This window comes from Flavobacterium tibetense, from assembly GCF_003293845.1.
Classification (GTDB): domain Bacteria; phylum Bacteroidota; class Bacteroidia; order Flavobacteriales; family Flavobacteriaceae; genus Flavobacterium; species Flavobacterium tibetense.
On record NZ_QLST01000023.1, the window covers coordinates 1 to 16,043 of the forward strand.

At 33.2% G+C, this 16,043-nt stretch carries 9 protein-coding genes; all 9 read left to right on the top strand.

What is annotated here, in order from left to right; genetic code table 11:
- Positions 1-182 precede the first annotated feature (182 nt).
- Positions 183-1,730: an IS21 family transposase gene (gene istA, locus DPN68_RS12635; protein ID WP_113988360.1), complete on the top strand. Its 1,548-nt coding sequence runs from the start codon at positions 183-185 to the stop codon at positions 1,728-1,730.
- Between the two features lie 17 nt (positions 1,731-1,747).
- Positions 1,748-2,485 carry an IS21-like element helper ATPase IstB gene (istB, locus tag DPN68_RS12640; protein WP_113988361.1) on the top strand — a complete coding sequence of 246 codons (738 nt, stop codon included), beginning with the start codon at positions 1,748-1,750 and terminating at the stop codon, positions 2,483-2,485.
- Positions 2,486-2,990: 505 nt separating this feature from the next.
- Positions 2,991-3,830, top strand: coding sequence for a hypothetical protein (locus DPN68_RS12645; RefSeq protein ID WP_113990005.1), 840 nt, complete (start codon positions 2,991-2,993; stop codon positions 3,828-3,830).
- A gap of 180 nt (positions 3,831-4,010) precedes the next feature.
- The gene (locus DPN68_RS12650; protein WP_113990006.1) at positions 4,011-4,601 is read left to right on the top strand and encodes a Crp/Fnr family transcriptional regulator; all 591 of its coding nucleotides are present in this window, start codon (positions 4,011-4,013) and stop codon (positions 4,599-4,601) included.
- Between the two features lie 84 nt (positions 4,602-4,685).
- Positions 4,686-5,318 (top strand): isochorismate family cysteine hydrolase YcaC, encoded by a 633-nt coding sequence (gene ycaC, locus DPN68_RS12655; protein WP_113990007.1) that lies wholly within the window; start codon positions 4,686-4,688, stop codon positions 5,316-5,318.
- A gap of 84 nt (positions 5,319-5,402) precedes the next feature.
- A complete protein-coding gene (locus tag DPN68_RS12660; RefSeq protein ID WP_113990008.1) occupies positions 5,403-6,281 on the top strand; it encodes a pirin family protein in 879 nt (292 codons plus the stop codon).
- 221 nt (positions 6,282-6,502) lie between these two features.
- A complete protein-coding gene (locus tag DPN68_RS12665; protein WP_113990009.1) occupies positions 6,503-7,156 on the top strand; it encodes a helix-turn-helix domain-containing protein in 654 nt (217 codons plus the stop codon).
- A 141-nt stretch (positions 7,157-7,297) separates the two neighbouring features.
- Positions 7,298-14,218: a PKD domain-containing protein gene (locus tag DPN68_RS13365; RefSeq protein WP_113990010.1), complete on the top strand. Its 6,921-nt coding sequence runs from the start codon at positions 7,298-7,300 to the stop codon at positions 14,216-14,218.
- Between the two features lie 76 nt (positions 14,219-14,294).
- Positions 14,295-16,043 carry a T9SS type A sorting domain-containing protein gene (locus DPN68_RS12675; RefSeq protein WP_157958510.1) on the top strand — a complete coding sequence of 583 codons (1,749 nt, stop codon included), beginning with the start codon at positions 14,295-14,297 and terminating at the stop codon, positions 16,041-16,043.

Below are 16,043 nucleotides of genomic sequence, written 5' to 3' on the forward strand. Positions count from 1 at the left end.
TTGGAAAAAACGGTCAAATTGACCACCACTTTCCAGTCTAAATTGACCACCGATTTCGGTGCAAACTGACCACCTAATTCCAGTCCAAATTGACCACCTAAAATTTAGGATAAATTAGACATTAAAAACAGTTACTTTTTTTCATGTTGTTAGCCCATACATTCGTACAAAAAATACGGATTATGGCAAACAAAGTAACAGACATGAGTAAGATTAGAAAAGTAATTAAATTTCACTGTAGTGGTAAGAGTAAATTGTTTATTAGCATTTACTTATCACTTTCAAGAAATACGGTAAAGAAATATATTTCTTTATTTGAACTTCTAGGCTTAAGTTTTGAAGCTATTGATGCCAAAACAGATGCCGAACTTGAAGTTTTATTTTCACAGAATACTGTTGAAAGCATAGATCCTAGACTACAAAAGCTTCATGATTTTTTTCCACAAATGGAACGCGAACTCAAGAAAGTTGGTGTTACCGTCCAGCACATGTGGGAGCGATATATTGCTATACACCCTGATGGTTTTAAGAGTTCTCAATTTAGACATCACTTTAAAATATGGGGTAAACGCGTTAATCCAGTAATGCACATGAATCACAAAGCAGGTGATAAAATGTATGTGGATTATGCTGGAAAAACACTTTCTATTGTTGATAAAGATACAGGAGAGATTAAAGAAGTTCAGTTTTTTGTTGCCATACTAGGCGCAAGTCAACACACGTATGCAGAAGCTTCAATGAGTCAACAAAAAGAAGATTTTGTGACTTCGGTAGAGAATGCTATGCGTTTTTTTGAAGGTGTTCCTGCGGCAATTGTTCCCGATAATCTAAAGTCAGCCGTAATTAAGAGTAGTCGTTTTGAACCTACAATTAATGAAACCTTAGCCGATTTAGCAGAGCATTACGAAACTACCATATTACCTGCAAGAGCTTACAAACCAAGAGATAAATCATTGGTAGAAGGAGCTGTAAAAATCTTGTATCGAAGAATTTATGTACATCTAAAACAAAAACAGTTCTATAGTTTGGAAGAATTAAATCAACAAATATGGGATTTATTAGATGTTCATAATCACAAAAAGCTCACAGGAAGACCGTATTCTCGCTATGAATTATTTATAGAAGATGAGAAGCAAAAACTACGTCCATTACCTCAAGAACGTTTTGAAATCAAGTACCAATCCTTCGCTACAGTAATGCAGAACGGTCATGCATTATTAAGTCAAGACAAGAGTTATTACAGTGTTCCGTACCAATACGTGAGAAAAAAAGTAAAACTTTTGTATACCAAAACTTCGGTTGAAATCTTCTACAAATACAACCGAATCGCTATTCATCCCAGAAATTACAAACCTTACCATTACACAACTATTGCTGAACATTTAGCTAGCACGCATCAGTTTGTTGCTGATTGGAGTGCTAGTCGTTTTATTGATTGGGCAAACAGTATTGACCAAGCTGTAGCGGATTATATTATCCAAATTATCGAAAGTAGAAATCATCCAGAGCAAGCATATAAAAGTTGTTTAGGAATACTAAACTTTGAGAAGAAAGTAGGAAAACAACGATTAATCAACGCTTGTAAACGTGCACTCGATTTTAGGATTTACAGTTTTAAAGCCATCCAAAACATTTTAGAAAACAACTTAGACAACGCTGAGAATGAGCAAGAAGAAGAATTTGAATTACCAAATCACAACAACATCAGAGGAAAAAACTATTACAAATAAATTAAAATCAAATACTTATGAATGAAATCACCACAACCAAAATGAAACAAATGAAGCTTTATGGCATGCATAACGCTTTTAAAACCGCTATTGAAAGTGGAAAAACAGATCATTACACGCTAGACCAATTTATCGCAATGCTCATTGATGCTGAATGGGATGAAAGACACAATCGTCGCATTGAAAGAAGTATTAAAAACGCTCGATTCCATTACAAATCTAATATTGAAAATATCAATTTTGATGCTTCACGCAATCTGGATAGAAACGTGGTGTTGAGATTAGCTGCATGCGATTTTGTTGAGAAAAATCAGAATGTATTAATCACAGGAAGTACAGGAGTAGGTAAAAGTTTTTTAGGAACCGCATTAGGTTATCAAGCTTGCATCCAAGGATATAAAGTCAGTTATTATAACACATCTAAGTTATTCGCTAAGTTAAAAATGGCTAAAGCCGATGGTTCTTATCTGAGAGAATTAGCCAAAATAGAACGACAAGACGTCATTATATTAGACGATTTTGGACTTCAAGCGTTAGATAGTCAAAACCGAATTACACTTTTGGAAATCATTGAAGATAGACACAATAATGGTTCTATAATCGTAACTTCTCAAATACCAGTACAAGGTTGGTACGATATAATCGGAGAAAAAACCATAGCTGATGCCATTTTAGACCGACTCATACATCAATCCCATCGCATTGAATTACTAGGCGAATCCATGAGAAAGAAAAGAGGAATTAACAAAGAGTAATTTTAGTATATTTGAATCACAAATTAACACAAGAAAAAATGTAGTTTTTAATGAAAAATGGAGGTGGTCATTTTGCTCCGAAATTAGGTGGTCATTTTGAATTGGAATCAGGTGGTCACTTTAAATTGGAATTGGGTGGTCAATATCACTGGAATTTGCAGTGTTACCACTTAAAATTAAACCACCATATATTCCTGTTTTCTTTTTACTGATTGCATTATCAAATATTTTCTTATCTATTAAGCAAGCTAAAAAGCAAGGCAAAAAATAGAAGAGTAAGCGATTAAACAAACTGAATACCGTAAATTAACAATACTTATACTAAAAGTATAACCAAAGTTAAATCCTTAGTTAAGCTTTGTAAATAATTAAATTAGTCGGAATTTTATAAATAATTATGCTTAATAAAACTTAAAATAAAGCATAAAAACTTAGTCCCAAAAAATTAATGTGTTAGTTATCCTATTTAATTAATAAAAATAATAACTTAATAAATTAAACTAAAATGGAATCAAGTAATAAAAAACTTTCGACGCTTTTTGTATTGCTGTTTATTTTCCCTTTATCAGCACAAGACATCAAAATTGGTGATTTGATTAAATTTAAATCTTCTATTTTAACTTCTAGTCAAACAAACAAAGATACTTTACATGCCAACATTGTATTTAGAATTCAAAATATTGAAGGAGAATCTATTTATGTTGAAGCATTACCTTTCACAGAAAATGGATATAAAAAAGTCAATCTTGATGGTAAGGATATAATTATAGAGAAGGAAAATGGGAAACTAAAAAATGCTATTCCATACGAAGAAGCCAGTTTATATGCTAAAGTAAAAGCAAGTGAGCGATCATTAGCAAATACATACAATGACAATATTTTCATATTAGACAAAAAAGATTTTACAGATAACTACGATAAAGTGACCCCTTTTGATAGGGTTACACTGGGGGTTGTATCATTACCTGTAAAATTCAGATTTCAAGAACAAAGTACATTTGAAACAAATTTTAACATTGGTGCAACAGTTGGTCTTCGCCTATTTACCAATCCATTTAGTCCTTATGCATTTTATGTGCAAACAGGTATAAATATTGGAACCACAAAATTAACAAGCACCAACTCTTCTATAGAACCTGAAAAGGAAATAAATGCAAGTTTAGGCACAATTTTATTTGGAGCAATGTTTCAATATAAAAAAATTCAGTCAGGTATCTATCTAGGTTATGATTTTATATCGAATCAAAAAGAATACAGTTGGAACTATCATGGCAAACCTTGGTTAAGTATAGGTATAGGAATTGATGTTTTTGAAAATAAAGATGTCAAAATAAATAGTCAGTAAAAAAATAATTTCTAATTATACCGGGAGCTTGATTGAGAAATAGAATTTAATAAGTTTGAGAATTACACAAGAAGAAAACCATTTCAAGCAGAATTGTTTTTTTGGGAGGAAAAAGTTGTTTATATTTGATATTGTTGTTTTTTAGTAGTCTAACTAAAAAACATTATATTAAAAAAAGAAATGGAAAGCCAATATTATAAATATTTAAAGGACAAAATTCTTGTTAAGCCTGAACATTTACCATTCATAATGAGCTTAGTTTCAAGAAAACATTTAAAAAAGAATGAAATTCTTTTATCTCCAGGACAAATTTGTAAAAATATGTTTTTTGTTGAGGAGGGACTTTTAAGATTATACTCAGTTGGTGAAGATACAGGCAAAGAGCACATTCTTCAATTTGCAACTGAAAATTGGTTCATAAGTGAAAGAGGTAGTCTTTACTTTGGTAATCCATCCGAATTCTTCATTGATGCACTAGAAGCAACTACACTAATTATTTTTGATCAAAAATTTATTGAACAAGCTTCAGAAATAAGTCCCGAATTCAGAAATTATAACGAATATATTTTACAAAACCACATCCGCCTGTTACAAAAAAGAATTAACTCACTGATTGGTGCAACCGCAGAATCAAGATACCTTGATTTTATTAAACTATATCCAAACCTTACACCTAGAATTCCACAATGGATGATAGCTTCTTATTTGGGTATTACGCCCGAAAGTCTAAGTCGAGTTCGAAAGGGGCTAGCACAAACAAAATCTAAATGATTTTGATTTCCTAACATACATCAATGCTTCACTTTTTGTATTCCAATAAATTTACACCATCATTAATCATAAAATAAATTAATTATGGAAAATTCATTTAAGTACAATCGCTTAAGAAAAGAAGATGCAGTGCTACTACTTGTCGATCATCAAACTGGTTTAATTTCTCTTGTTCAAGACTTTTCTCCAAACGAGTTTAAAAACAACGTACTTGCAGTAGCTGCTTGTGGTAAATATTTTGGTTTACCAACTATCTTGACTACAAGTTTTGAAGATGGTCCTAATGGTCCTCTTGTTCCAGAGTTAAAGGAAATATTTCCAACTGCTCCATATATTGCAAGACCTGGTCAAATAAATGCATGGGATAATGAAGATTTCATTAATGCAATTAAAAAAACAGGAAAAAAACAATTAATAATTGCTGGTGTTGTGACCGAAGTTTGCGTCGCTTTTCCTGCACTTTCTGCTATTGAAGCTGGTTTCGAAGTTTTTGTAGTAACCGATGCCTCTGGAACCTTTAATAACGTTACTAGAGACGGAGCTTGGTTAAGAATGCAAGATGCTGGAGTACAATTAATAAACTGGTTTGGCATGGCTTGTGAATTACATAGAGATTGGAGAAATGATATTGAGGGATTAGGAAATTTACTATCCAATTATATCCCTAACTATCGTAATCTCATCAATAGTTATTTGAGCCATCAAAACACAAAATAAAATTTCACAAACAATTTACTAAGAATAATTTTAGATAACCTCAAAAAATTATTCTTAGTTCTTTAACCTTAAAATATTAAAAATATGGATATTAAAAATGTTGAAATTATTATTCCACCAAGAGAACCTCATTTTGTTGGCGATGGATTTAGAGTGCATAATTTCATTCCCAGTGCATATCGCTTAGATATGAAAAGGATGGATCCTTTTATAATGCTGGATTATAACTCAAAATTCAACTTCCCTCCTTCTGATGAACCCAAAGGTGTTGGTGTGCACCCACATCGAGGTTTTGAAACGGTAACGATAGCATACAAAGGAAAAGTAACCCATCTCGATAGTAGTGGCGGTGGTGGGACTATAGGTGAGGGTGATGTCCAATGGATGACAGCCGGTTCTGGTATATTACACAAGGAATACCATGAAGAAAACTTTAGTAAACAAGGAGGTGATTTTCAAATGGTTCAACTTTGGGTTAATCTTCCTGCTAAATATAAAATGTCTAAACCCAAATATCAAGGGATTGAAAATAAAAAAATAACCAAATTCAAACTACCCAACAAGGCAGGAATAGTTGAAATAATTGCAGGAGAACACCAAGGATTAAAAGGCAGCGTAAGTACATTTTCTCCTGTTAATATGCTGAATATGAAATTAGAAAAATATGGAAAGGCGGAATTCAATTTTCCAAATACATACAATACTGGTCTATTGGTAATTGAAGGTAGTATAACGATTAATAAAAAGGAAAGTGCGCCTACAAATCATTTTGTTCTTTTTGAAAATAAAGGAATAGATTTTTTAATTGAAGCTACCGAAAAATCAGTGGTTTTAATAATAAGTGGGGAACCACTAAACGAACCAATTGTAGCACAAGGTCCATTCGTAATGAATACATACCAAGAAATTGTTCAGGCAATAGAAGACTTTAATAGGGGTAAATTTGGGTATTTGGAAGATTAATAGAACTAGTTAAAATTAAAAAAAGAAAATCTTTTCCTCCTCCTCTTTGCGCTACATTTTTTATTTAAAAGTTTCTATTACTGACTAAAAAAGAGCTAAATCGAGTAAGCTTTATAAAAATTATAACATTTTGTAACAAAAATTAATAAATTTTAAATAATTTTATATTACTTAGTAACTTTAACAATTGTTTGTTTGTTTTAATTTAATACTATTTCTGTTTGAATATTTTAATTGTTGAGGATCATCATCCTGTGATTGAAGCTTATAAGATGTTTTTTTCTCTATCAAAATTTGGAGATAAAAGCAACTTTATAATAGCAAACTCTTGTGAAGATACTTACCTTAAAATTCAACAAGCATTATCAGAAAACATTGTTTTTGATATTGCAATTATTGATTATTCATTACCTACTTTTCCAGAACAAAATCTTTTCAATGGGGCAGACATTATCTTGTACCTACAAAAAGTGATGCCAAATTGCAAGACGATGATGCTTACAGCTATCATGGAAAACCTGACATTGTTTGAAATTACGCAAAATATTAGACCAGACGCAATTGCTACTAAAACTGATATAGATGGTACTAACTTTTTAAACATTATTGAAACCATAGTTTCAGGTAAAAAATTCCGAAGCGACTACGTTATTGAAAGAGTGGAAGAAATATGGCAAAACAAAGCTTTTGTAAACGAACAAAATAGAAAAATACTTCATTTCTTGTCACAAGGGTACCTTCTTAAAGAGATAGCAATAGAATTAGCCGTTTCAGAAATAACAATAAAAAAGAGAGTCGCAAAAATCAAACTTCTTCTGGGTATTAATGACAATGAGAACATTTTAAGGGAAGCAAAAAAGAGAGGCTTTATTTAGATTTAACATGTAGTATACTTTAAGTATACACATGGTTAAACAAGGTAAAAAATTTTGTCAAGATTTAAATTAATTGGATTTTTAACCAATTAATAACTAAAAAAATAATCAAAATTTATTACTAAATTTAATTTCTCTTGTATGAAAAAAACACTCTTGTTTATTTTGTTCTTCTCATTCTGTCTTGTGGGAGCTCAAAACAAATCTTCACTTTCAATTGATCAAATTGAAAAGGAAATTGAAGTTTACACAAAAAAACAAATCAAAACATATAAACTCTCTCCAAAAGAAACTCTGACAATTAGAGCAGGCATGATGGATGAAATTTCACACCATGGCGGTGAATTTGATGAGGAAAAATTTGAAAATTCTATTAATGAATTTAAAGTTTACAAACTAAGAATTGACTTCTTTTCAAAATTCCCAGAAAAGAAAATGGTTTATGAACAACCTATTTTAAACAACACCCAACGTCAAACTTGTTCAGATGGTGGTTTTGAAAATGGTGCTCCTACATCAGTTTATACATTTAGACAAGCAATTAATCCTACTACTGGGATAAGTACAAATATTATAACAACAGGTGCTAATTTTGCTCCAATAAGTGTTTCTGGTACTTTAAATGACAATAATTCATTTCTAACATTAACCTCACCTGGTGTAGATCCACTAGTTCCTGTTCAGCGAGTATTTAATGGAAATAGAGCAATAAAATTAAATGCATCAGCTGCACCACAGTCCAATGGTGGTTTTCATGTTACAACAATGTCAAGAACTTTTGTTATAAATGAATCAAGCTTTAACTACAATTATTCACTTATTCTAAGAAATCCAGGGAATCATCCTGTTAATGTCCAACCTTTTTTTGTAGTTAGGTTATATGATAGTAATAATAATATAATAAGACAAAGTTCAGTTGTCTCAAACATTAATGATTGCTTATTTACTAATGCTGGAACTCAAAATAATCCATTGTTATATACGGGTTGGGTTTGTGACCAAATTGATACAAGCGATTTGGTTGGCCAACAAGTCACAGTTGAATTCATTATAGCTGATTGTGCATGGAGTGCTCATTTTGGCACAGTATATATCGATGACGTTTGCAATACCAATTGTGCAAATCCAATTTCGGGAAGTATCAATCTTAATCCTATTCAAACGATTTTTTGTCCTACAACTTCTCAAACAATTTGTGGTACATATACAGTTCCACAACAAAGTATATTAGACTCTATAACATTAAATGTTACTCAAAATGGAGTAATTGTTGGAACAGTAACTACACCTACTTCATTAACAAATGATACTTTTTGTTTTGAGGTACCAACCTCAGCATTCGGAAATAATCCTAATGGTAATTTCGAATTTCAAGCTGTTGCAAATTTTACCAGGGTATGTACTATTCAAGGTAATTTCCCATTAAACCCAATATCAGATAACTCAGCTAATGATACAGGCCCTGATGTAGTTATTACGAATTGTATAAATGCACTCAGCGATTGGTTTACAACTTCAACTTGTCTGTTAGGAAGTTTTAACATTTTAGATAACGATAGCGTTTATGGTAACCAAGCCACTCCCGCAAACACTATTATCACAACTTCTGGCATAATAGACCCAAATATTCAAGTTAACACTAACACAGGTCTGGTAACTATTAACTCAGGTATTGCTCCTGGTACATACACAATTAACTATCAAATTTGTAACGAAAATTTACCATCACACTGTGATCAAGGAATCATTACAATAACAATTAATAGTCCCCAAATTATAGCAAATGATGATGACTTTTCAACATTAAATATAAATAGTTGTGATGGAGGAGATACCCCAACCGTCTTTAGTAATGATAGTTTTTGTGGAGTGAATATAAATTCAACAAACTCAAATGTAACCTTATTAAATAACGGAGGTATAACAGGCGCTACAATAAATAGTAATGGTATAATTACAATACCTTCTGGAACCGCTCCTGGTACTTATACTATACAGTACCAAATTTGCCAAATGGGCACTACTACTTTTTGTGATACAGCAAATGTTACAATTGTAATAGCACAAGGAGCAACTCCAACATTTGATTTTTTAACAACAATATGTAGCGGAACGCAAGCTCCAATTTTACCAGCTACTTCAAACAATGGAATAGCAGGAACTTGGAATCCAACTGTAATTGATAACACTACTTCAGGGAATTATACGTTTACACCAGCAGGAAACTGTGCATTACCTGTAACAATTGTCGTTGAAATTATAAACCAATGTGGGTTATTTTTACAATGGGGATCAGACGTTAGCTGTCAACTAGCTGATGATGATGACCCAAGAATTAAATTTGATGCCGATATAGTAGATGGTCCTTGTATCAGAGTTTGTGAGAATAGTACAATCGTTTATGAACTTACCGGAGACGTCAGCTCAATTGATTATACAGAGTGGAATATTACTGGGGGTACTTTTACTGCCACAAATACATCTTGTACAATTCAATGGAATACTAATGCTTCATTCAGCGCTATACAAGCAACCGTTAATTTAACAGACGGAACTATCTTAATAGTAAATAGATGTGTAGAAAAACTAAATGCACCAAATGTACTATTTGGTGTAATGCCAAATAATACACTTACTGAAGTCACTGTTTGCGAGAACAATGTAGTAATTTTTAATAATTTAACCACTACAAACAACGGACATGATGACATCTATTATAACTGGGATTTTGGTGACGGAACTACCTCTAATGCTTTTGAACCAACTCATGTTTACACTAATTCTGGCACATATGATGTTACTCTAATAGCTTTTAATGGATGTAGTTGCATTGGAAAATATAGAATGAGAGTGATTGTCGAAAGAGGAATAGCTCCAATAGAGTGTCCAACGGTTGTTTGTGAAAACGAAAGAGCAACGTATTCAATACCTTCTCAATATGGTGAAAATTGTGAAATAAAATGGACTGTTGAAGGTGGAGAAATTGTAGAACAAAACAATGACAATACCGAGATAGCTGTTATTTGGAATAATGTTAATGAAAGTGGTTTTGGGTATGTTACAGTAGGAGCTGAGGAATGTTACAGATGTACCTCAACAATTAAAGTACCTGTTGTATTGAATAAAGGAACAATAATAGGTATTGAAACGTTATGTGAAAAAACACAAGGATTATACACACTACCACAATGGCCAACCACCGACTTCACGTGGACACTTGATGATGCTGGTACTGGCGCCACTTTAATTCAAACAAATCAAAGAAATGAAATTGTTGTTCAAGCAGGTTTAGCAGGCACAATTACATTAAGCTGCTCTTATTTTAACACCCTTTTAGGTTGTGGTGGAACAGCAACCTATGAAATTAAAGTAACACCTTCTTTAACTGTAGATGGTGATAAAATAGTTTGCAAAAACACAACTCATTCGTATAACCTAAATTTTAACGGGAATAACGTTTCAGCAGTAAATTGGCAAATTACAGGTCCGAATAATTTCTCTCAAAATGGTATAAGTTCACCTTTATCAATAACATTTCCATCAGTTGGAATTTACAATGTTGCTGTAACAGATCCGAATTACTGTTTAAGAAATTTTTTCCAAATTCAAGTGTTAGATGTTCCTCAAATGCCTGCAGCAGTTAATGGGCCACTAACAGTTTGTCCAGGAATACCAGTAACATATTCTTGCATAGTCCCTAATGGCGCTACAGCTAATTGGGAAGTAACAAACGGTACAATTATCGGAAATAATACAGGAAGTCAAGTTATGGTAAATTTTGATCCATTAGCTACTACTCCCTTTGAAATTAAAGTATCTTATTCTATAGATAACTGTATTTCTGATGTGCTAACTACAGTCATTGAAAGAGAAATTCCAATAGTAGATTTTACTATTGTAGATCCTATTGTTTGTGGTAGCTCCTTCGCTACTTATGCAATTAACTCAATCGATGTAGATAACTATGTATGGACTATTACTCCAGCCAGTGCAGGAAGTATTCAATCAGGTCAAAACAGCAACCAAGTGTATATTTTATGGAACCAAACGCCTCAAACAGGTGTACAAGTAAAAGTAACGGTTCGTAAATGTGGAGCAGAATTTTCAGAAACCACATTAGTAGATATTATAAATTCACCAGCCGTTACAATTTCTGGTCCTGCTTCAGCATGTACAGGAAACCCTGTTTCATTTGACTTTAATTTAAGCATAGGAAATGGTTTTACAAATGTAGTCTGGGATTTTGGAGACGGTATAACTGTAAACTCTACTACGTCAAACAGCGTAACTCATACATATAATGAACCTATCCAAACTAGTACCACATTCACCGTTACGGCAACAGTTTATGGAGCTAATGGTTGCTTGATGCCTGCAACCGCAACCCATCAAGTGGTGGTTTCTCCATCACCAGTAGTAAATTTATCACCTACTGTTAATCTTAATCTATGTGATCCAAGCAATATCCCAGCAGATTATACTTACACGGTAAATTTACAAGGAGGCTTTAGCCCTACCGATACGGTTCAGTGGTTCAAAGATGGAAGTGCTACTGGAGTAACTACTCCTACTATTGATGTTTCCCTTTCTGGTCTAGGGGTTGGAACGTATTATGCAGTAGTTACTAATGTCTATAACTGTACAGCTAATACCAATAGTTTTAGAGTAATGAACAATTGTACATCTGGTTGTAACCAAACTGAAACAATTGACGGAATAGCAACAAATTTAGATTGCAATAGTGTTACGGTAGAAATAACAAACTATTCAGGGACACCCGATGAAACATTTATTTCATATCCTGTGAATATGAATAACAACATAACTAACATAACGCCTAATCAAGTTACCGCTAGTGGTTTAAATCCCGGTGAGTATTCATTTACCCTTTATGCGGAGTACCCAAATGGTTGTTTTGCAAAAAAGAATATTAGTTTTATTATTCCTTACAAAGCAGGAATTAAACATAATATTACTTGCGCTACTACAGGTGGTGGTTATGATGTGCAATTACTAGACTATTCTATCTATTATCCAGATACACCACCTACTAGTTTTGAATTTACCACTGACAATGGAGTTACGTGGCAAACAGGAAATGTAGTTGGTGGCATAGCACAACTTACTACTAACCTAGCGCCTGGGACCTATACCATTGGTATTAGAATTCAACGTGCAGGATATCCAAGTTGTACTTATTTTGAAACATTAGTATTGCCAGATTACCCTGTGGCAACATTTACACACGATGCTTATGCGTGTCAAAACAATGCCATGCAGTTTTATGCCGATGACACCACAGCAGATTTACAGTATTTTTGGGAATTTATAAATGACGGCTCTTCAAATTTACAACAAAACCCTATAAAAACATTTTCTAGTATTGACATTCAATTTGTGAGATTAACTGTTACTAACAAATATGGATGCAGTGCCACATATACAAAAACTGTTAATATAGTTTCCAATAATATGAATGGGGATTTAATATTAACTCCTGAAAACACTTGCATTGGAAGTAGCATAGAAATTAATTATAGTCCAGATTTAAATACAAACACTGTCCAAACTTTATATTGGTACCATAATAACTATACAGCCATTCCTTTTGCTGTCACAAGTGCATCGTCTAATTTAAGCTTAACAGTTACGCAAAGTGGTCAATATTTTGTATATGCTCAAAACTATGATGGATGTTTTGAATATGGAAATATTAAGCCTATTTCAGTAACTTTTATACCTGCACCAGAATCGCCTGTAATTAAAGGAGCTACATCAATATGCATCAACAACCCAATTAATTTATCAGTACCAATTAATAGCAATATTCAGTACGCGTGGACATTAAACGGTAATCCAATGCCAACATGGGATAATTTTACTGAAATTAACTATTTACCAACTACCATAGGAAATTATGTGTTTACAGTTACAGCGCAAGTACCTTCTGGAAATGGGACTATGTGTTATGGTTTACCATCTACACATGTAGTTACGGTATTAGAAACGCCCAATACTCCTGAAATAGCAATTACACAAGTGCAGTGCAGTCCTTACAGAGTAACAGTAAGCGTAACCAACCCACAAGGAGGAGTGAGTTATTATTGGAGTAATGGTGACACGGGTACTACCGCTTATGTAACACATGATGGTCCACTTCAAGTGCGAGCTGAAGCTAACGGTTGTAGCGTTACTGCTCAGCTAGATTTACCTACAGACTTAGAGGCATTGGCTTGGATTTTCCCTGATGGATGTTTTAGTCTTTGTGAACGTGAAGAAACAGGTTATATTATAGGACCTTTAGGCGAATTTGAAGGTTGGAAATGGCTAGAAAATGGAAATAGTATAGTAACAGGTACGGGTAGTATAAGTCCACTAACTACTATATCAGCTCCTAATGAGTATCAACTATATCTACACAATGGCTATTGTGATGCCACTTATGCTAATGCTTCATTTACAACTATAAATTGTGCTGAATGTGAAATTGGTTTTGAAATTGGCAAACCAAAATGTATTAAAATTAACGGCGTTTATGTATATGAAGTAACTATGAACATTACAAACAGTATAGGCGTTCCTGTTACCATTACCATTAACGCACCTAATGGAGAAGGATATTTTACAAGCAGCACACACAACTTAACTGTCGGGAATAATCCAGTAACAAGTTATTTTTATCCATTGAATGGTTTTAACGGAGGTACTATTTCTTTTATGGTAGAAGGAAATTCTGAAAAAGGAGCATGTAGTACTAAATTTGAGTTAGATTTTCCTTATTGCAATTCAAATCCAAGAATGAGTGAATCAACAGAGGATATTGTAATTTTGGCTCCTAATCCAACAAAAGACAGTACAACACTGATGTATGAGTTACAAGCTAGAGAACCAGTAACTATTGAAATAAGTGATCCTATGGGAAGAATTATTTGGAGTAAATCTTTTATTGAAAATAAGGGCAAAGTACTACTAGATTGTTCAAGATATGCGGCGGGATATTACCCTGTACTTATCAAACAAAATGGAAAAGTAGTGAAACATACAAAACTAATTGTGCAATAAGTTAAAAGAAAACGGATACGGTTAGCGTATCCGTTTTTTTACTATTTTTACTAAAATGAATGAAAAGGAAAAAATCATGAAGAAAACAATCCTCTATTACCTTTTGCCTTATGCCTTTTATCTTATGCCCTTTTTAGGCTATGCTCAATCTTTTCAATGGATTAAAGACGGAGGAAGTGCTGAAAATTTAGGTTCAAACGATTATGAACAGGTATATAGTATTGCTACAGATAGTCAAAAAAATGTTTATATTTTATCAAAAGTTGGTATGAGTAACCTAAATGTAGATGGCAATCCAAAAACCAATTATGACAACCCTAGTTCATTTCCTACCGATATTGTTTTAGCGAGTTTTACCTGTGATGGCACTTACCGTTGGAGTAAAATTATTGGAGGATCGGGTAAAGAAAACATAAGTGCTGTTCAAGTCGATTCACAGGATAATGTGTATGTAGCTGGAAAAATGGGGACTTGTAATGATGGTAGCGTATCACAACCTTATCCAGGAAGAATAGAAAACGATTATACTTTTCCCAACTCAACAACAGCTTGTGATAGGATTTTTTTGGCAAAATTTGATACTAACGGAGTCTTTCAGTATATTAAGCGTCCACAACTTCCAACAACATCTTCCAATGCAATAACCTATACAGGTAGCTTTAATTTCCAAATTCAAGATGATATTTTATATTGGTTTGTGTGGCTTCCACCTGGTACTTATGCTGATGGGGCTTTTACCAACAGTACTTCAGAAACCCACGCCCCCTATGTGTTAAAGTATAATTTAGATGGCTCTTTTATTGAAGCTACACAGTTGGGAAACATTCAAGGTCTTTTTGATGTAGTTGTAAAATATTATCGTAATCCACACAATGGGTTTTATTATATGACTTTTGCTAAAACAAGTTCCACTACTTTCGCTATTAATGGTCAACCGGTTGTAAATGCGGCTGCTTTAGTTTGTTATGACAATAATGGTAATTTGTTATGGAAGAAAGAGAACGATAACAATAATGCAAATTATATGAAATTTTTTGGACTTGATTTTGATTCACAAAACAATATTTATATAGCAGGTAGTATGGTTGGTATGAATTTGAATAGTTTTATAGGTTATTCAATAGCCATTTTAAATACGCCAGCATTTGTAATGAAAGTTGATCCAACAGCGGATAATTTACTATGGGCTTCACACCATGATTCTGTTGGAACTAATGGTAATGGTGCTTTAGTCTATAATGGTAATGAAATTGCTTACACAGGTTGGTGTGCAGGTACTAATTATACATGGGGAAGTCAATCTATTTATGTTACAGCAACTAATGAAGGACAAGACGTTTTATTAGCTCGCTTTGATAGTACAACTGGATCTTGTTTAAGTTTAAATAATATACCTAGTACTGTAGGTTCTACAGATTATGGTGCAGTAATAACCGTTGATGCATCTGGTGATTACCTAGTAGGTGGTGGTTTTGCTGCTCTAATTTATGATACCAATGGAAATTCTGTTACTAATGAAGGAGGAACTACTGATTTCTTCATTGCCAAATTTGCTACAGAACCTTGCAGCCCATTAAGCAATGAAACTTTCGAAACCAATACCATCAAAGTCTATCCTAATCCTGCAAGAAATGTTTTAACAGTGGCTATCAATGAAAATGCAAACTACGAACTTTACACCATCACTGGGCAGCTAGTAAAACAAGGCAAACTTACAACAATTGATAATACAATCGCGGTGCAAGACTTATCAAAAGGGTATTATCTATTAAGAATTGGAAATGAAAACGGGAATTGGCAGAGTATAAAAGTGTTGAAAGAGTAA